This is a genomic window from Verrucomicrobiia bacterium, from assembly GCA_036268055.1.
GTDB lineage: Bacteria > Verrucomicrobiota > Verrucomicrobiia > Limisphaerales > Pedosphaeraceae > DATAUW01.
In genome coordinates this window covers 1-18,188 of sequence record DATAUW010000029.1, presented here as the reverse complement: position 1 = coordinate 18,188, position 18,188 = coordinate 1, and the positions used below count along the sequence as shown (strand labels likewise).

Sequence of the window (18,188 nt, the reverse complement as noted above, 5' to 3'; positions counted from 1 at the left end):
GTCTTTTGAAAGCGTGTCGCCCGGGCGATTGCACTATGGCACGAACGAAATCGGCGTGGTGATCACGGACAATGGCGACATCAATTATTTCTCCATGATCGTCTCCGGCGATGTATGCCTGGGGGATTGAACTGGATAGCCGTTCGCCCCGATTGAGTGCCGTTGGTGCGAATACCAACGGCGGGACGGTGAGAGATAGGCGTTTGGGGGCGCGTGGTTATCTGGCGTGATTGGGAAGATGCTCGCCTGGGCTCGCCTCGCGTTGCTCGATATAGTTTTTATTTTTTTGGCTTTGACCCAGGGTAGTGCCGGGGACGGCGCAACCCTGGGCTTTGTAGGCACAACATCGTTGACGTTGAGGGAGGAGGACGGGAAGATTTTGTCAGGCTTTTTTTTGGTCGCCGTAGGGTTCGACGTGGACGAGGACGTCTTCGACGGCGGGGAATTTTTCGAGGATGCGGTCTTTTACTTCATGGGCGATGGCGTGGCCTTGTTTGACGGTGATGCCGGGGTTGACTTGGACGTGCATGTCCACGAGGTAGCGGGGGCCGCTTTTTCGTACCATACATTTCTCTACTTGTTCGACGCCGGTGATGGCTCCGGCGGCGCGACGGATGGCTTGAACAACTTCGGGTTTGGCGGATTCGTCCATGAGTTCGCTGAGGGCGGGGCGCAGGAGGAGGATGCCGTTGAAGGCGATGATGACGGCGGCGACGATGGCGGCGATGTCGTCGGCGCTTTCATAGCCTTTGCCGCCGATGAGGGCGATGGTGATGCCGATGGCGGCGGCGGCGGAGGTGATGGCGTCGCTGCGGTGGTGCCAGGCGTCGGCGCGCATGGCGGTGCTTTCGATGGTGGTGGCCTCGCGGTTGACGAAGCGGAACATGGTTTCTTTGATGAGGATGACGCCGATGAGGACGATGAGGGTGAAGGCGCGGGGGCCCTGGCCGTGGCCGGCGATGATTTCCTGGACGGATTTCATGCCGATGCCGGCGGCGGCGAGGAGGAGCATGGTGGAGACGATGGCGGCGGCGATGGCTTCGGCTTTGCCGTGGCCGTAGGGGTGGTCTTCGTCGGCGGGCTCTTCGGCGACGACGAGGCCGCGCCAGACGACGATGGAGCTGAAGATGTCGGCGAGGGATTCGACGGCGTCGGCGATGAGGGCGTGGGAATGGCCGAGGATTCCGGCGGCGAGTTTGCCGGCGGCGAGGAAGGTGTTGAGCACCATGCCGAGTAGGGTGGCGCGGAGGCCGCGTTTGAGTCGGGCGATTGCCATAGGATAAGCCGCCGTTGACATAATCATGGAACGGGGGATTTGCAAAATAGTATTTTGGGGAGGGAAGGGAGTGGGGAAGTTTTCAGTTTCAAGTTTCAAAGTTTTCAGTGAGGAGGGGAGGGCTGTGATTGTAGTATATTGATGGTCAAAATATTAGGGGTGGTGCGCGGGATTGTGGGGGTATTTGTGGGGTTTGTGGTGAAAAGAAGGTGGGGCGATTTTTTATTTTGCGTATATATATGTTGGTGTGGTGTTGAAGGTGGTGGGGAATGGAACAGGAGATTGCCAGTTGAAATTGATTCATCTAATTTGGTTGTCATGAGATATGTCGGCTTGGCGCGGCGATGCGCGGTTGGGATTTTGCTGTGCTGGTGCCTGAGCGGGTGCTTTCCCGCCTCGGACAGCCAGACCGATGAGAAAAGGGAGCCGTATTTTATCAATGGCAAATCGCTCGTCGGGCAGATGGATTATCAGGGGGCGATTGATTCTTTTGAGAAGGCGCTGGAGGTGAATCCGCGGTCGGCTTCGGCGCATTTCGAGTTGGGCTGGCTTTACGAAGATAAGGCGAACGATCCGGCTGCGGCTATTTATCATTACGAACGCTATCTCAAATTCAGCGCGCATCCCGATCAGGCGGATGTGGTGCATCAGCACATCAACAGTTGCAAACTGGAATTGGCCAAGACGGTGTCGGCGGTGGGGCCGTTGGCATCGCCGGCGCAACGGGAATTGGAGCGCGTGTTGATCGAGAACAAACAGCTTCGCGATAACGTGACGACCTTGCAATCGCAGCTTGAACAAATGAAGGGAACACCGGTTGCGCGCGTGCCAGAGCCCGCGTACGTGACGCCGCTTCCGCAAACACAGGTGGAAAGAAATCCCGCGCCATCGCGTCCGGTGGTGATGACGCCACATAACACAGAACATATCGGGCCCAGTTCGAGCACGCATCCCATTCCAAAAACTTACAGCATCAAATCCGGCGATAACCCCGCCGCGCTTGCACGAAGATTTGGCGTCTCCCTCAACTCACTGATGGCGGCCAATCCGCAAGTGAATCCCAAGCATTTGCATGTCGGGCAAATCCTGAATATTCCCGCGCCCTGATTGCATGCTGTCGCGCCTTACATTTTTAGTGCTCACGGTATTCTGGCTCACAATGACTTATTTTTTGTGGCGTTCCGAATACGTGGGCCACAACCAGGTCGGCAGCAGCGTGCCAATCAATTTGGTTTGGAAAAAAATTCAAACTGCTTCCGACGTTTCGCCTTTGCAGATGATTCATCACGGCCAAAAAGTTGGCTATTGCCGGTGGGCCTCCAGTGTGGGGCAGGATCTTTCGACCAGTAAAATTTTGACGGACGAATCCATGTCGCCCGAAAGCATATTGCCGACGCTCGACGGCTATCGATTGAATCTCGAAGGCAACGTCGCATTGGAAGACATGCCTGGTCGCCTGGGATTCGATTTTGAAATCCGGCTTTCCACGAACGATGTCTGGCAGGATTTTCATTTGCGGGTGAAGCTGCAAAAAAATGTTTGGGAACTTCATTCGCGCGCGTCCGAGCAGACGGTTTATCTGGTGATGGAAGAAGGCCGCCGTTCGCATACGGAGCGCGTTTTCAAATTTTCGGAGTTGGAAAATCCGCAGACATTATTGCAGGAATTCGATCTGCCGGGACCGCTGAATCTGCTGGGTGCTTTCGGCTCGCTGCCGATGAAGACCGGCACCAATGATCTTTCCGTGATGCCGGAAATTACGTGGAAAGCGCGCAACGATTGGGTCACGATGGGCCATACCTCCGTGCGCGCCTATCGCATCGAGGCCTCCATTTTTGATCGTTACCGCATGCTGATCGTGGTCAGCCGCGTGGGCGAAATTCTCCGTGTGGATTTGCCGGATGGCTGGCAACTCATCAATGACCAAATATCCAGTCTGTAGCCGGCGCCGCGACCATGATCGAACTCATCCACCTTTTCAAACAGTTCGGCGAATTGACCGCCGTCAATGACATCAATCTCGTCGTGCCGCGCGGGGAATTTTTCGCCGTGCTGGGGCCCAATGCCGCCGGCAAAACCACCACCATCAAAATCCTCGCCGGACTCATCAAGCCGACTTCGGGTAGCGCGCGCGTGGGTGGTTACGATGTTCAGACGCATCCGCTCGAAGCGCGCCGCCGCCTGGCGTACGTGCCGGACTTTCCGTTCCTCTACGAAAAACTGACGCCGTGGGAATTTTTTCGTTTCACCGGCCAGATGTTCCAGATGGACAATGCGCGCATCCAATCCGCCGCCCACGATCTCATCGAAAGATTTTCGCTGGAAGCTTTCGTGAACAAACCCATCGAAGGCCTTTCGCACGGAACCCGCCAACGCGTGGCGATTGTGTCGGCGTTGCTGCATGATCCCGAGGTGTTTGTCATTGACGAACCGATGGTTGGCCTCGATCCCCAGCACGCGCGCGTAGTCAAGGATGTCTTGAAGGAACGCTCGCTCAAGGGCACGACGATTTTCGTTTCCACGCATCAATTAAGCGTGGCGGAAGAAATGGCCGACCGCATCGGCATCATCCATCAGGGCAAATTGGTCGCGCTGGGCACGCGGGAAGAATTGCGAAAACAAAGCGGCGGCTCGGGTGCGCTGGAGCAAACCTTTCTCACCCTGACTGCGCAGCAAGCCGGCAAAACGGTCAGCGCATCCTGAGCCACGGGGTTTGTCGCGCAGAAATTTGCGATGGGCTTTGAACGCAAATTGAGTTTGCCGGTCAATAGACATAAGCCTTTTCCCGGAGAGTGGGTCGTGCTGTGGCAAAGAAACACGAGCAGCATGGGGAAAACGGTGTCTGGAAAAGCTGCGGGTCCGTTCCAGCAAGGGCGCACCTTGAGTTGGTAGAAGCCAGAAAAACCCAGGTTTAACCGTGACTCAATATCTGAAAAAAAGATGAAGATTTGTTTGACAGTCAGCAAGTTCCTCAAGTAAAACTCTTTTGCTTTTACTGTTGGAACTCCCTTGCGAGCCAATGATTAACTAAAATAAAACTATGAAGAAAGTTATTGCTTCTGCCAGTCTGCTCGCCATCGGCGCAGTAGGCGTTTATTCCGCCCGGGCTGACTGGGCTGCCGGTGCCGATAAGCCTTGGAGTGTTTCCGCAACGCTCCGCGGTTTCTACGACAGTAATTATAATACCGAGCCCAACGGTTCGATCGGCAAAAGAAGCAGCTTCGGTTATGAAATACGCCCGCAAGCTTCGGTTAGTTGGTCCGACGGTCCAACCACCCTCAGCGCGAGCTACACCTACTCGCTGAAATATTTTGAAGATCGCCCTGGCGATAAAGCAGACCAGAGCCATGACGTTGAGCTTGCCTTCACCCACGCATTTGATGAGCACAACAAGATGGACGTTGAGGAAAGTTTCATCGTTTCGCAGGAGCCGGAAGTGCTCGCGGGCGGTGGGGCGATCACTCTGCCGGTTCGCGCGAATGGCGATAACATTCACAATAATTTTGCGCTCAATTATGATCTCGGCGTGTCGCGCCTGCTCAGCTTCGTGATTGGTTATGCCAATAGCTATTACGATTATACCGGGGCCTTGCCTCCGGGCACGGTTAATACCCCGTCGTATGCCACTTCGCTGAATCGCGTGGAGCAGACTTTCACGCTCAACAGCCGTTGGATGGTGCAGCCGGAAACGACTTTCATTGCCGGTTATCAGTTGCTCTGGGTGGATTATCTCCGTGGTGGCAATTTGACTCCGGGATTCGTGCCGCCTATTCAAGAATCGCCGCAGTTGCGCAATAATTTTACCCATAATCTTTATTTGGGTGTGGAACACAGCTTCTTCCCTAATTTGACCTTTTCCGGACGCGCGGGCGTTCAAATTTCGGATTATTACAATTCCGACCGGCTTCCGACCGGTAACACTGGTGCCGCCAGTATCGGGCCATTTGCTGACTTGAGCTTGAGCTATCAATACATTGATACTGGTTCGCTCACGGTTGGTTTCCGCCAGTCCAGAAATCAAACAGATGTTGCTGCCAATGCCAATGGGTCTTTGACGCAGGATCAGGAATCATCCACGGTTTATGGTTCCGTGAACCAAACCTTGTCATTCCTGTCGCCCAAGTTGGTCGCTTCTTTGACGGCGCAATATCAGAATTCGGTATATGAAGGCGGCAGCACTTTCAATAACGAAGCCGATCAATATTACTTGTTTGGCGCAAATTTCAGCTATCAATTCACCCATTATTTCTCTGCCGAAACCGGATACAATTACGACCTCGTGAGTTCGGATGTTCCGGGCCGTGGTTACGATCGTAACCGTGTTTATATCGGTGTGACTGCGTCTTATTAAGCCGCAGGTTTGTTTAAACAGATGACGATACAGGGGCTGGGCTAACATGATCTAGCCCCTGTTTTTTTGACGACGTATGGATCCATTAAAAACCACTAATGCGCCCGAAGCCAAGCTTCACTTTCTTGATTATTGGCGCATCATTCGCATCCGCAAGACCGTTATTCTGGCAGTGTTCCTTCTCGTGGTCATCACTGCCACCATCGTCACTTTCATCCTGCCCGAAGCCTATTCCAGCCGGGCCCGCATTAAACTTGAGCGCGATTCCACCGACGTCGCGGGAGTGGATGGGCAGCGCAATATCAGCGGCGTCTATGATCCTTACTTCATTCAGACTGAATTTGAAGTCATCCAGTCCGAAATCGTCCTGGATGAAGTCATTGACCGCCTCAACCTGAACGAAAAATGGCAGAAGAAATATAATTCTGACACCAAGTTCAAGACGACTGATACCCGCACGGCGCTCAAGCGCATGATTGATCTGCGTCCCTCTCGCAACACCAGTATCATTGATATCACTGTCTTCAGTGACGATAAAAAGGAAGCCGCCGACATAGCCAACGCAATTGCCGATGTCTATTATGATTATCGCCAGAAAGTCCGCACGGAATTGACGATGGGTGGCATCAAAGCTTTTGAAAAAGAATTAGATGTTCAAGACACCAAAATTACCGCCAAGGAGGCTGAGGTTGACAAGTTGCGCAATGACTTGCATGTCGTTGAAAATGATCCTCAAAATACCTCGCAGCCCGGCTCTTTGGGGCCGATGGATGTGATTCATTATAACTCGATCAAGATCGAGGGCGAGGCGGTTTACATCCGTGAACAAACGATGTTGGACAAGCTCAAAGAACTGTCCAGCGCCGAACTCATTCAAACCATTCCGACTGCCGCTCCTGATACTATTCTGGCCCAGTTGCTGCAAAATTCTCTCGAAACCGAATCGCGCCTCATCACTTTGCGAAGTGATTATGGCGATCAGAATCCCGAAGTTCAACGCGCGGTCAAATTGAAGGCGGGTTTGGACAAGGAAATTGATGATCGCGTCAACGGCATCATGCAGGCGATGGAAACGCGCGTTGCTTCATTGAAGGCGGTCGTGACGAATTCCCAGGCCAAAGTTGACAGCGCCAAGGCTGAGGATATTGATACTGCCGAACGGACTCGCCCTTACTATCTGGCCAAATCTGAATTGGATCGCCTCCGCAAATTCCGTGAAGTGCTCGCCTTGCGCACCTTCCAGGAAAGTGTTGATCTCAAGATGCCGAAGACGACGATGGTGCAGATCATCGAGCGCGCTGAAACCAGTCAGCGTCCCGTACGTCCCAATAAGCCCCTGAATATAGCTTTGGGTATCATCATCGGCTTGGTGGTCGGCATCGGTCTCGCGTTCTTCATCGAATATCTCGATACCAGCGTCAAGACGATTGACGATGTCGAGCGGACGCTGCAAGCGCCCGTGCTCGGTGTCATTCCACAAAACGTCGGCTATCTCGTGGAAGAAGGCGTCGAGAGTCCGCACGCGGAAGCGTATCGCGTGTTGCGCACGAATCTATTGTTTTCCCGCAAGGATGATAAACTGAACACGGTGGCGGTCGTCAGCGCTGGCGCCGGTGAAGGTAAGTCCACCACGGTTTGTAATCTCGCGACGGTGTTTGCGCAAAGCGGCCAGCGCGTGCTCATGGTTGATTCCGACCTTCGCCGTCCCACGTTGCATAAACTCATGGGTGTTTCCAACAACCTGGGCTTGACCAACTATCTGTTGAAACAGAACACGCTCGAAGAAGTCATCCAGACCAGCAAATTGCCCGCCCTTGATTTCATGGCCAGCGGAAAGCTGCCCAGCAGTTCGCTCGGTATCTTGAGTTCGGGACAGATGAAGGATCTCATCAACGAACTTAAGTTGCGTTATGATTTCGTGTTCTTCGATTCGCCGCCAATCATGGGCGTTAGCGATGCCTCCATCCTGGCCAGCGAAGTGGACATGACTCTCCAGGTCATCCAATATCGCCGCTACCCGCAGCCGATGAACATCCGCGCGAAGCAACTGATCGAGAAGGTCGGTGGCAACCTGATCGGAATCGTGTTGAACAACATCAATATGTCGCAGGATGAAAGCTACTACTACTACAGCGGCTATTATCACGACTATTATTCGAAGAACGATGACACGGATCCCGCGTTGGGCGCCAATGGCAGTGCTGGAACTGCTGAAAAGCCCCGCGTGGACATCAATAAAAAGTATTAATCGCAGTAATGACGGTTTGACTGTTTTGCCAAGCATGGAATCTATGAAATTTTTTGGGCGTGGGTTTGCCGGGTTGACCTGTTTGTTTCTCGGAATTTGTTTGATGGGTTGTGAGACTACGGATTCTTCTTATAAATACGATCCGCTGAGTCAAAATAATCAAGCTGCTCAAGCGGGAACTCCCGCGATGTCTGGTGCTGCCCCATCGGCCAGTGGTGACTTGCTGCATGTCGGCGATGCCATCACCATTACATTTGCCGATTTGCCGACGTCGGTTCCACCGATTGATGACAGCATCAAGGAAGACGGTTCCATTACCTTGATCCTGAATCAGAAATTTCAGGCGGCTGGCAAGACCATCGGTGCATTGCAAGCGGACATCCGTGACCGTTACGTCCCGCAATATTTCAAATACCTCACCGTCAGCATCAAAACTGCGGACCGCTTCTTTTCCGTCGGTGGTGAAGTGCGCAATCCCAGCCGCCAGGCTTATACCGGTTACATGACGGTGACACGCGGCATTGATACCGCCGGTGGTTTCACTGATTTTGCCAACAAGGGCCGCGTGGAAGTGACCCACGCCAATGGCGAAAAATATACCGTGAATTGCGGGCGCGCCTTGAATGGCCATCCTGAACTCGACAAGGAAGTTTACCCCGGCGACCGGATTTACGTTCACAAGCGCTGGTGGTAAAATCTTGAATGGTCCAATTTAAAATTGTTTCCGGCAAAATGGCGGGCACCGAAAAGGTCGCCCGCCATTTTCCTTTTACAATCGGACGCTCCGCTTCAGCCGATCTGCAGTTAGCCGATGACGGCGTCTGGGACAAGCACCTTGAACTGCTCTTCGATCCCGCCGCGGGTTTCGTCCTGAACACCCATCCGTCCGCACTCGCCGCCATCAATGGCCAGCCGTTTCAGCAAGCGGTTCTGCGCAACGGCGACTCGATCGAGATCGGCACTCTAAAAATCCGTTTCTGGCTTGGCGAAACCCGCCAGAAAAGTTTGCGCCCGCGCGAATATCTGACGTGGGCGGCTTTCGTGCTCATCGTCATCGCGCAATTTTGTCTTATCTATAGCCTGATTCCCTGATCAGTGCCGGAAATGGCGCGTGCCGGTGAACGCCATCGCCAGATTCCGTTCATCTGCCGCCGCGATCACCTCCGCATCCCGCACCGAACCGCCCGGTTGAATCGCCGCCGTCGCACCCGCTTCCGCTGCCGCGATCAAGCCGTCCGGGAACGGAAAAAATGCGTCGCTGCAAACCACGCTGCCTTTGAGCGGCAACTTCGCCTCGCCGGCTTTCCATACGGCAATGCGGCTGGCATCCACCCGGCTCATCTGTCCTGCCCCGACGCCCAGCGTGCGGTCCGCCGCCGCGTAGAGAATTGCGTTTGACTTCACATGTTTGACGATGCGCCAGCCGAAAAGCATCGCCTGTAACTCCGCCGCCGTTGGCTGCCGTTTGGTGACAATTTTTAGATCTCCCGCGCCCGTGGTCTTCAGGTCCCGTTCCTGCAACAGAAATGAATCCGCGCCCACGCTGCGAATATCGCGCGCCTGCGCCGCCAGCGGACTCTTCAACACTTTCAACAGCCGCAAACTTTTTTTCTTCTGCAACAGCGTGAGCGCCTCGGCGCTGAAATCCGGCGCGATGATCACTTCGCTAAAAATTTCGGCAATCGCTTCCGCGCAGGGCAGGTCGAGCGGTTGATTCACGGCAATGATGCCGCCAAACGGCGCTTGCTTGTCCGTGGCGAACGCCTTGTCCCATGCTTCGCGCAACTCTGCGCCCTGTCCCACGCCGCAAGGGTTCATGTGCTTGAGGATCGCGAGCGTCGGGGGTTCATCTTCAAATTCCGCGATTAAACTTGCCGCCGCCGTAAGATCCAAAATGTTGTTATAGGAAAGTTCCTTGCCGTGAAGCTGCTGGAAATAATCGGAAAAGCGTCCGTAAAGCGCCGCCGCCTGATGCGGGTTCTCGCCGTAACGCAGCACTTGAACGCGCGGCGCCTGGATCGTGAGCGATGCCGGCAGCGCCGCCGTGGCAGGTTCAAATTCCTTCGCCAGATGCGTTGCGATCGCCGCGTCGTATTGAGCCGTGCGCGCAAAAACTTTGGCCGCCAATTTGCGGCGCGTTTCCAGCGTCACCTCTCCCGACTCGGAAATCTGCCGCCCGACCTCGGCATAGTCCGCCGGGTCCACCACCACCGTCACGCTGTCGTGATTTTTTGCCGCGCTGCGCAACATCGAGGGTCCGCCGATGTCAATATTCTCAATCGCTTCATGCAACTTCACGCCGGGCTTCGCGACCGTTTGCTCGAACGGATAAAGATTAACCACCACGAGATCTATCGGCTCGATGCCGTTGGTTTTCGCCGCCGCTTCGTGTTGCGCGTTGCCGCGGATGAACAGGAGTCCGCCGTGAATTTTGGGATGCAAAGTTTTCACGCGGCCATCCATCATTTCGGGAAAACCGGTGTATGCGCTCAATTCCATCACGGCGAGCCCGGCATCGCGCAGGGCTTTGGCGGTGCCGCCGGTTGAAATAAGTTGCACACCGGCGGCGAGTAATGATTGCGCCAGCGGGATAAGCCCGGTTTTGTCCGACACCGAAAGTAACGCGCGTTGAATCTTTGCCATAGGCCGCTAACTTTTCCAAACCGCCGCACGGAGTCAATCGGCAAATATTTTCTCGACCCGATTTCTCGAGAGATGACCCAAATTCACGAACAAAAAATTCAGCTATTTTCGCATGCGCGGCCAAACGCCGCTGGCCATTTGCGCCAGTCTATTTTATTGTCGGCGATCCTATGAAAAAATTTGCCGCCGTCCTCGTGGCCCTGTCTTTTTTTCTCCAGCAAACTTTCGCCGCCGATCCCGCCGAATTTCCCGTCACCATCCACGTTGACGCCGCGCAGCCTCGCGGAGAACTCACGCCCATCTGGCGATTCTTCGGCTACGACGAGGCGAATTACACTTACATGACCGATGGCAAAAAACTTCTCACTGAACTTAGCCAGCTTGGCGCGCCGCAGGTTTACATTCGTTGTCATCACTTGCTGACGAGCGGCGACGGCGCGCCCGCGCTCAAGTGGAGTTCAACCGGCATTTACAGCGAGGACACGAATGGCAATCCCATTTACAACTGGACCATCGTTGATCGCATCTTCGACACTTATCTCGAACGCGGCCTCAAGCCATACGCGCAACTTGGTTTCATGCCGGAAGCATTGAGCACGCATCCGCAGGATTATCCGCACGATCCGCCAGCCAACGAACGCGCGCCCGTGGAGGCCGGCCAGGCTTATCCGCCAAAAGATTATGCGAAATGGGGCGAGCTTGCGTATCAATGGACGAAACATTGTGTCGAAAAGTATGGCGCGGGCGAAGTCGCGAAATGGTATTGGGAAGTTTGGAATGAGCCAAACATCGGCTACTGGCACGGTTCGCACGCGGATTATTTTCGGCTGTACGATTACGCCGTTGCCGGGGTGCGCCGAGCGTTGCCTTCTGCGCGAGTTGGCGGGCCCGAGACAGCGGGCGGACCGGGAGGAAAATTTCTTCGCGAATTTCTCGAGCATTGCGCGCGCGGCACCAATTATGTGGATGGCAAGATCGGCGCGCCGCTGGATTTTATTTCCTTTCACGCCAAGGGTTCACCCGTTTTCACCAATGACCACGTGCGCATGGGCATGGCGAATCAATTTAGAAATATCAACGACGCTTTCGCGGTCATCGCATCGTTTCCTGAATACAAAAAAACACCAATCGTGATTGGCGAATCTGATCCCGAAGGTTGCGCCGCCTGCCGCGAGCCGCGCGATGCCTACCGCAACGGAACGATGTATTCCAGTTACACCGCCGCGAGCTTTCCGCGTGAATACGACCTTGCCGCCGAGCATGGCGTGAATCTTTTGGGCGCGCTGACCTGGGCATTTGAATTTGAGGATCAACCGTACTTCGCAGGCTTTCGCGCATTGGCGAGTCACGGGCTGGATTTGCCAGTGCTGAATGTCTTCCGCATGTTCAGCAAAATGAGCGGTCAACGCATCGCGGTCACCAGCAGCGCTGGCTTTGATGCCCAGACCATCCGCCAGCACGGTATCCGCGAGACGCCTGATGTGTCCGCTTTCGCCGCCCTCGATACGCACCAACTCACCGTTCTCACGTGGCATTATCACGATGACGATGTTGCCGGGCCGGAAGCGGCGGTGGCGCTGAAGCTCGATCATCTTCCGGCTTCCGTCACTCACGCCACACTCACGCAATACCGCATAGACAATGACCACGCCAATTCCTACACCGCATGGCAGCGCCTGGGTTCGCCGCAAGAACCTACGCCGGAACAATACGCCCAACTCGAAAAAGCCGGAAAACTCACCGCCATCGGCGCGCCGGAAAAAATTACGACGCAAGACGGTCGTGCGACCATCCAACTAAAGCTTCCCCGGCAGGCGGTCGCACTTCTGGTTCTCAAGTGGGATTAGATTGACGACCGGTGAAGTCTTCACATTCCGCTTTTCAATCCATGCGATTGGCGTTTAACTGATCGCACCTCTATGAAAAATAATTTGTCGTCGCCGGCAGGATTGAATCGCCGCGCATTTCTCACAGCTTCGACGGCCATTGCTGGTGCGGCCGGGCTTGCCACGCTGGCGCCTGCGAGCGCGCAAGCCGGATTGTTTTCTCCGCGTTCGCTCATCGCCAAAAATGACGTCGTGCTTTTCCAAGGCGACTCCATCACTGACATGGGCCGCAAGCATGAAGCGGCCGATAAGCCCAACACATCGGATTGCCTCGGCAACGGTTACGCGGGCATGGCCGGATTGGAATTGCTGGTGGATCGTTCCAAGGACAACTTGACCGTTTTTAATCGCGGCGTCAGCGGCAACAAGGTTTTTCAACTCGCCGACCGATGGGATGCGGATTGCCTGGACCTCAAGCCGAATGTGCTGAGCATATTGATTGGCGTGAATGATATTTGGCACACAATCACCGGCAAATATCAAGGCACGGTGGAAATCTACGAACGCGATTATCGCGCATTGCTGACGCGCACGTTCAAGGCGCTGCCCAAAGTGAAGTTGATCGTCTGCGAGCCGTTCGTGCTGCGAACCGGTGCGGTCACCGATAAATGGTTCCCGGAATTTGACGGTTATCGCCGGGCCGCAAAACGCGTAGCGGACACTTTTCACGCCACGTTCATCCCGTATCAATCCATTTTCGACGAAGCTGCCAAGTATGCCCCGCCTGATTTTTGGCTGAAGGACGGCGTGCATCCCGCACCACCGGGAGCATCACTGATGGCGCTGCATTGGCTTCGGACGGCCGCTGGAAAAAAATAATCTGCCGCGAATATTTCGTCATAGCCCCGTGTGCGCCGCGCAGTAATGGCGTCCGCACTTTTCTCTTTAAAGAAAAGTCCTATTTGGGCGCCAGCATTGCTCGCGCATCCTTGTTCCACGCCAGCCCCCAATCTCGCATCGCTTCCAGCACGGGCCCCAAACCCTTGCCTTTTCTGGTCAGCTTATAAGCCAGGCGCTTGGTGCCATCCTGCGCCGGAATGTGTTCGATGACGCCTTGCTCAAGAAGCCGTTCGAGCCGGTCGCTCAGGATGTTGGTCGGAATACCTTCGGGCGAATTTGCAAAATCGCGGAAACGAGTCCGCCCCAGGAAAAGATCGCGAATGATGAGCAGCGTCCAGCGGTCGCCGAAAAGATCCAGCGAGCAAGCGACGGGGCAGGGGGACCGGCGGGGCAGGGGGCTGGCTTTGTGCGGTTTGGCGGTCTTGTTCATTTTCATGTTCCAACATTAACATTCATAACACTTGCATTCCACAAGTAATATTACTTGTAAAAGACAAGTGATGTGGCATCGTTTAAACCATGAATGAACAACAGGAACCAAAACTTGATGCGCCGGGCGCCGGGCTGCCCAAAAGCGAACTTTTTGTAGCAAAACTTCTGTTCGCGTGGAGACGCTTCAAAGGAAATCGTGAGACCTTAACGCACATTTTAACCAGGAACGGCATGCGATTCAAAAGCTGGCCCGTGCTTGCGATGAGGAATCAGCCAGCCGGCGCGTGCTGATTGAGCGGGTGCGCGGGTTGGAGGACAGCAGCCGCTATTGGTCGGTCTGGATGACGCTTGACCATTTGCGTATTATGAATAGCCGACTTGGCAAAGTCATAACGTCGCTGGCCAAAGGAGTCATTCCGCCCGGCAAGGCCAGCACCGCGAATGTCAAACCGAATAAAGAGGTGGCCAGTTCCGTGGTCGCTGAATACGAAACCGCCTGCGATCAACTGTTGGCCGCGGTCGCCGATGTACAGAATCTAAAAACCCGCCACACGCGGAGAGCGCAAAGGCAACGCAGCTTCAACGAGGCCGCACGTTTTTTAGTGCGGAGAGGAAAAATCGCACCATGAACACCTACGCGCAGACAGCCGGCTTCAACGAGGCCGCACGTTTTTTAGTGCGGAGAGAATGATTGACGATATCGAGCGACCCTAAATAAACCGTCGCTTCAACGAGGCCGCACGTTTTTTAGTGCGGAGAGGCGATAGTTGCGCGCCGTGGACATACGAGCTTGCATGGCTTCACGAGGCCGCACGTTTTTTAGTGCGGAGAGCTTCATCAAGGCGCAATCAGTTGGATTTATTCCGCTCGCTTCAACGAGGCCGCACGTTTTTTAGTGCGGAGAGTTCCAAAGGCGATTGCAACTTCATTCTTCCAGCCGACGCTTCAACGAGGCCGCACGTTTTTTAGTGCGGAGAGCGCTTCTTTGCCGGGGGTGGTAAGTAGTGAAATGGTTGCTTCAACGAGGCCGCACGTTTTTTAGTGCGGAGAGGAAAACGTGTTTACAAGTTCAAACGTCCGTGCGATAGGCTTCAACGAGGCCGCACGTTTTTTAGTGCGGAGAGAGGAGGCGTAGGCGGCGGAGGGCTGTTGTTAGTGTCGCTTCAACGAGGCCGCACGTTTTTTAGTGCGGAGAGGGGAGTGATGGCGGCGCGGGCTGTGTCGAGTTCTTCCTGCGTGTAGGGGAGTAGTAGTTCGCCTTTGGCGTCGGGCTCGATGTTCACCCAGAGCACTTCTGCGTCGGTAAATTCGGCGCGGCGATTGCAGCGGCCGATGCGTTGGACGAGGGAGGACCACGGGGCGAGTTCGGTGATGAGTAGGCGCGCTGATACATCTACCCCAGCTTCAACGGCTTGGGTGGCGATGACGATGCGGTCGCTTTCGGTGTTAGGGTCGCCGAGCAGGATGTCGGTGTGCTTTTTGCGATCCTTTGGGCGGAAGCGCGAGTGAATGAGCGCGATTTTGGGTGGATCGTGGGGGGCGGGCTTGCCTTTGCTGGGGGTGGTGAGGGCTTGATAAATTTCGCGCGCGCGCGAAACGCGATTTACGATGACGAGGGTGAGTGTGCCGGGTTGGTGGCGTGAGGCGATCAGGTCGGCGAGTCGCTTGGGGTAATCGTTTTTGGTGGAGGAGTTGAGCACAAGGGGCGCTTCTTCGTCTAGCGACGAAGCGGGCGATAGTTTCTTTGGCGCGGTGATGAGTTTGTGCGGTTGTCCGGCGGTTTGTTCGGCGTCGCTCAATTTTTCCGTGGGCCAGCCGCCTTCGGGCTTGGGATGATCTACGGTTGCGAGTCGCGTGTGTTCGAGGGTGGCGCTCATCCACCAGGTGGGGCACGCGCCGATGGTGGGCATTTTTCGATCGTGGCGGAAGGCGTCGAGTTGGGCGCTGGTTTCCACGCCGACGCCCATGAGTTGGGTTTCGTCCATCACCCAGAGACAGTCATTATTTAAAAGCGCGAAGTGCATTGGCCAGCGGTAACGGTTCGTGCCATAGCCGCGATTGAGGGCGCGGCTGAGGAGCATGTCCTGGGTGCCGATGAGGATGGTGGGGCGTTCGGGGTGGATGTCCCACTCGCCGCCGTCCTCACCGCCCATGAGGATGTGAACACCGACTTTTCCTCGGCGGTTTTCCGGTTTATTATCCCAATCTAGGCCATGAGCTTTGAGCCATTTCTGAACTTCGTCTTGAGTTTGCTCCACGAGCGTCCGCATTGGCAGACAGTAAATCATCCGACGCGGCCACGCTGGATTTTGAAGATGAACACGATTCCAAAGCCAAGCGAGGACGACGGCTGCAGTCTTGCCGAGGCCTGTCGGAATATCAATTAGTTGAGAGCGACAAACAGTGCGAGAATCGTTGCCTGCCAAACGGGACTGGTAGCCATAGGGTGGATTAGCCGAACCGTCGGGGTTACGCGTGGCAATTTTAAAAAAATCGGCAAATGTCATTTTTTAATGGCTTCCTGAATAATATCGGCTTGCTCATTTCTAAATTATTCCCACGCAACTGTTACAAATTAAAACTTCACAAAAATATTTGCGCTTCGTGATGACGGGGCTTATTTCCCACCCGGGCCGTAACCTGCCGCTGGGGTTCCGTCTTCGTTCAGATGACCGGTGACCCACAGGACTCCGCGGGTCACGAGGTCGAGGTAGCGCGGGTCGGAGACGGTTTCGTTGTTGTGTCCGATGGTGGTGCTGAAGACGCGGGTTTTCTTCGGGCCGTATTGATTGGTCCAGACGACGACGAAATCGTTAGTCTTCGGACTGCCGTCGCGTTGCTTGACGACTTGATAGCCGTGCGCGAGTGGCGTGGCGGTGTCGAAGATGTGGATGTTGTTGTAATGTTCTTCGTGGATGGTGGTCCAGTTGGTCAGGCCTTTGGTGATGGGATTGGACGGGGCGGTGAAATCTATGGCTATGGGCAGTTGCGCGCCGTGTCCGCTTGATTGCAAGCCGAGGTATTCAAACCAGTAGCCGTGCGGTGTGCCGAGGGTGACGGGATCGTTGGGGTTGCCAATGCGATAGCAGTGCATGGCGCAATGGAGGTTGACGCCGGGGATGCCGTCCTCGCGGTGGGGCTTGAGCACGCCCTGGACGATTGCGGGGTCGTTGATGTCCGCAGCACATTCGTCGTGGATGACGAGGTCATAGCCTTTGGCGTAATTTGGGTTGCCGTAAATGGGAAGCATGGGTCTGGTGCTGGAGTCGTCGGTGTAAATTTGATCAACGACCACATTGGCGCGTTCTTCGAGGCCTTTTTTGAGGATGTCCTTCTGGGCGGCGTAATCATGGCAACAGCCGCCGGCGATCAGTAAAACTTTCAAAGGATTCGGTGCGGCAAAAACGGTGGCGGGAACGGTGCAGGTGAGCAGGAGCAATCCTGATACAAAAAAGGAGATAAGTGGGTTGAGTGGAGTAGGCTTGGTCATGCCGCTTTATTAATGACTAAGTCGAAGCTATACAAGCTTGGAATATTTGATCTTATAAACGCTTTTGAAGATTCGGCGTATTTGCCTGCCGGGAAGTCGTCGAGAAGCCGGGTATAAATGGGGATAGAGGCGGATAAAGATGTGGCTGGCGACGGCGCGTGCGCTCCCGTGGATAAGACGGATGGCCCTCTGCACTTCGACCGGTTGACGCCATTTTAAGAGCAGCGATAAGATGCGTCCCAATGCTCTGCGACATGCGAATGTCGCTTGACAGTCCACTGTAAAAAAGCTTTAACCAATGGCACTCTTGGAGTGGCTGTCTGCATCCGGGTTTTTTAAATTCTTATCGGAAGGACAATCTTGAAATTACGTGCTTTTCAATCGCTGTTTTTAATTCTTTTTCTTGGAGGCGGCATCGCAAAATCAGCCACGCTCACTTGGACGAACCTGGCAGGCGGTTCCTGGAGCGTTGCGGCAAACTGGATCCCGAACCAAGTTCCGGCGAACGGTGATGACGTCATCATCACCGGCGGCGGCACTTACAGTTCAACCAACAATATCGGCATCACCCTGGATCGCCTGACTCTCGGCGGTCAGACCGGAACCCAGACTTTGATTGCGAATGGGCTTTCTTTGACCAATACAAGTATCATCAATCCGAACGGAGTATTCGACGGGAACGGCGGAACGATCAGCGGTTCACTCACAGTGGCTGCGGGTGGCGTATTAAACTTGTCGGGAGAAGATTTGGAGGGGGCATTGACCGTTCAGGCCGGAGGAATCTTGAGTCTTTCCAACACAATTTTCTTTGCCCAGAACAATTATGCGCTTGGTTATTCCAATACCGCGACTCTGACCAATTATGGCACAGTGATTTGGTCGGGCACTCTTTACGGGGCGGGAAATTCCCCTTCCAAGATCGGCGGCGGCATTATCGTCAATGCGGGTTTGTGGAAGTCCGTGGACAACGGCACGATACAGACTTATAACGTACAAAATACCAATTATTTAATCAACACCGG

16 protein-coding genes and 1 CRISPR repeat array are annotated in these 18,188 nt (G+C 54.7%); of the genes, 12 read left to right on the top strand and 4 right to left on the bottom strand.

Annotated elements, in window-relative coordinates:
- Window positions 1–382: 382 nt before the first annotated feature.
- Window positions 383–1,276, bottom strand: coding sequence for a cation diffusion facilitator family transporter (locus VH413_16865; protein ID HEX3800369.1), 894 nt, complete (start codon window positions 1,274–1,276; stop codon window positions 383–385).
- Window positions 1,277–1,594: 318 nt separating this feature from the next.
- Here VH413_16865 and VH413_16860 point away from each other — a divergent pair, with 318 nt between their 5' ends.
- The 7 genes from VH413_16860 (at window position 1,595) to VH413_16830 (ending at window position 8,967) form a co-directional block, all read left to right on the top strand.
- Window positions 1,595–2,383: a LysM peptidoglycan-binding domain-containing protein gene (locus VH413_16860; protein ID HEX3800368.1), complete on the top strand. Its 789-nt coding sequence runs from the start codon at window positions 1,595–1,597 to the stop codon at window positions 2,381–2,383.
- Between the two features lie 52 nt (window positions 2,384–2,435).
- A complete protein-coding gene (locus VH413_16855; protein HEX3800367.1) occupies window positions 2,436–3,218 on the top strand; it encodes a hypothetical protein in 783 nt (260 codons plus the stop codon).
- 14 nt (window positions 3,219–3,232) lie between these two features.
- A complete protein-coding gene (locus VH413_16850; protein HEX3800366.1) occupies window positions 3,233–3,979 on the top strand; it encodes an ABC transporter ATP-binding protein in 747 nt (248 codons plus the stop codon).
- Window positions 3,980–4,316: 337 nt separating this feature from the next.
- Window positions 4,317–5,627 (top strand): outer membrane beta-barrel protein, encoded by a 1,311-nt coding sequence (locus VH413_16845; GenBank protein ID HEX3800365.1) that lies wholly within the window; start codon window positions 4,317–4,319, stop codon window positions 5,625–5,627.
- Between the two features lie 76 nt (window positions 5,628–5,703).
- Entirely contained in the window at window positions 5,704–7,875 is a 2,172-nt protein-coding gene (locus tag VH413_16840; protein HEX3800364.1) for a polysaccharide biosynthesis tyrosine autokinase, read from the top strand.
- Window positions 7,876–7,918: 43 nt separating this feature from the next.
- Window positions 7,919–8,569, top strand: a complete 651-nt coding sequence (locus VH413_16835; protein HEX3800363.1) for an SLBB domain-containing protein — start codon at window positions 7,919–7,921, stop codon at window positions 8,567–8,569.
- Window positions 8,570–8,577: 8 nt separating this feature from the next.
- The gene (locus tag VH413_16830) at window positions 8,578–8,967 is read left to right on the top strand and encodes an FHA domain-containing protein (GenBank protein HEX3800362.1); all 390 of its coding nucleotides are present in this window, start codon (window positions 8,578–8,580) and stop codon (window positions 8,965–8,967) included.
- On the opposite strand, the gene purH is transcribed toward VH413_16830, so the two are convergent.
- Window positions 8,968–10,518, bottom strand: a complete 1,551-nt coding sequence (purH, locus tag VH413_16825) for a bifunctional phosphoribosylaminoimidazolecarboxamide formyltransferase/IMP cyclohydrolase (protein HEX3800361.1) — start codon at window positions 10,516–10,518, stop codon at window positions 8,968–8,970. It lies immediately after the preceding gene.
- A gap of 170 nt (window positions 10,519–10,688) precedes the next feature.
- Here purH and VH413_16820 point away from each other — a divergent pair, with 170 nt between their 5' ends.
- Both VH413_16820 and VH413_16815 read left to right on the top strand, forming a co-directional pair.
- On the top strand, window positions 10,689–12,365 hold the full coding sequence (locus tag VH413_16820) for a beta-xylosidase (protein ID HEX3800360.1): 1,677 nt from the start codon (window positions 10,689–10,691) through the stop codon (window positions 12,363–12,365).
- 72 nt (window positions 12,366–12,437) lie between these two features.
- Window positions 12,438–13,223 carry an SGNH/GDSL hydrolase family protein gene (locus VH413_16815; protein ID HEX3800359.1) on the top strand — a complete coding sequence of 262 codons (786 nt, stop codon included), beginning with the start codon at window positions 12,438–12,440 and terminating at the stop codon, window positions 13,221–13,223.
- Window positions 13,224–13,302: 79 nt separating this feature from the next.
- On the opposite strand, the gene VH413_16810 is transcribed toward VH413_16815, so the two are convergent.
- Window positions 13,303–13,680 (bottom strand): helix-turn-helix domain-containing protein, encoded by a 378-nt coding sequence (locus VH413_16810; protein HEX3800358.1) that lies wholly within the window; start codon window positions 13,678–13,680, stop codon window positions 13,303–13,305.
- An 83-nt stretch (window positions 13,681–13,763) separates the two neighbouring features.
- Between VH413_16810 and VH413_16805 the strand changes: the two genes are divergently transcribed.
- Both VH413_16805 and VH413_16800 read left to right on the top strand, forming a co-directional pair.
- The gene (locus VH413_16805) at window positions 13,764–13,967 is read left to right on the top strand and encodes a hypothetical protein (GenBank protein ID HEX3800357.1); all 204 of its coding nucleotides are present in this window, start codon (window positions 13,764–13,766) and stop codon (window positions 13,965–13,967) included.
- 285 nt (window positions 13,968–14,252) lie between these two features.
- Window positions 14,253–14,872: a CRISPR direct-repeat array (repeat unit 36 nt; unit sequence GCTTCAACGAGGCCGCACGTTTTTTAGTGCGGAGAG).
- A gap of 822 nt (window positions 14,873–15,694) precedes the next feature.
- Complete coding sequence (locus VH413_16800) at window positions 15,695–15,886, top strand: hypothetical protein (protein HEX3800356.1); 192 nt, start codon at window positions 15,695–15,697, stop codon at window positions 15,884–15,886.
- A 407-nt stretch (window positions 15,887–16,293) separates the two neighbouring features.
- Here VH413_16800 and VH413_16795 read toward each other — a convergent pair whose 3' ends face one another.
- Window positions 16,294–17,166 carry a ThuA domain-containing protein gene (locus tag VH413_16795; protein ID HEX3800355.1) on the bottom strand — a complete coding sequence of 291 codons (873 nt, stop codon included), beginning with the start codon at window positions 17,164–17,166 and terminating at the stop codon, window positions 16,294–16,296.
- Between the two features lie 360 nt (window positions 17,167–17,526).
- Here VH413_16795 and VH413_16790 point away from each other — a divergent pair.
- The coding region (locus VH413_16790; GenBank protein HEX3800354.1) for a hypothetical protein at window positions 17,527–18,188 on the top strand (662 nt) is incomplete at its 3' end.

Excerpts from the sequence above, each read along its gene's own strand:
- VH413_16865 (HEX3800369.1), bottom strand. The coding sequence starts at position 1,276 with ATGGCAATCGCCCGACTCAAACGCGGCCTCCGCGCCACCCTACTCGGC.
- VH413_16795 (HEX3800355.1), bottom strand. The coding sequence starts at position 17,166 with ATGACCAAGCCTACTCCACTCAACCCACTTATCTCCTTTTTTGTATCA.
- VH413_16815 (HEX3800359.1), top strand. The coding sequence starts at position 12,438 with ATGAAAAATAATTTGTCGTCGCCGGCAGGATTGAATCGCCGCGCATTT.
- VH413_16820 (HEX3800360.1), top strand. The coding sequence starts at position 10,689 with ATGAAAAAATTTGCCGCCGTCCTCGTGGCCCTGTCTTTTTTTCTCCAG.
- VH413_16850 (HEX3800366.1), top strand. The coding sequence starts at position 3,233 with ATGATCGAACTCATCCACCTTTTCAAACAGTTCGGCGAATTGACCGCC.
- VH413_16845 (HEX3800365.1), top strand. The coding sequence starts at position 4,317 with ATGAAGAAAGTTATTGCTTCTGCCAGTCTGCTCGCCATCGGCGCAGTA.
- VH413_16810 (HEX3800358.1), bottom strand. The coding sequence starts at position 13,680 with ATGAAAATGAACAAGACCGCCAAACCGCACAAAGCCAGCCCCCTGCCC.
- VH413_16855 (HEX3800367.1), top strand. The coding sequence starts at position 2,436 with ATGACTTATTTTTTGTGGCGTTCCGAATACGTGGGCCACAACCAGGTC.
- purH (HEX3800361.1), bottom strand. The coding sequence starts at position 10,518 with ATGGCAAAGATTCAACGCGCGTTACTTTCGGTGTCGGACAAAACCGGG.
- VH413_16830 (HEX3800362.1), top strand. The coding sequence starts at position 8,578 with ATGGTCCAATTTAAAATTGTTTCCGGCAAAATGGCGGGCACCGAAAAG.
- VH413_16835 (HEX3800363.1), top strand. The coding sequence starts at position 7,919 with ATGAAATTTTTTGGGCGTGGGTTTGCCGGGTTGACCTGTTTGTTTCTC.
- VH413_16860 (HEX3800368.1), top strand. The coding sequence starts at position 1,595 with ATGAGATATGTCGGCTTGGCGCGGCGATGCGCGGTTGGGATTTTGCTG.
- VH413_16840 (HEX3800364.1), top strand. The coding sequence starts at position 5,704 with ATGGATCCATTAAAAACCACTAATGCGCCCGAAGCCAAGCTTCACTTT.
- VH413_16805 (HEX3800357.1), top strand. The coding sequence starts at position 13,764 with ATGAATGAACAACAGGAACCAAAACTTGATGCGCCGGGCGCCGGGCTG.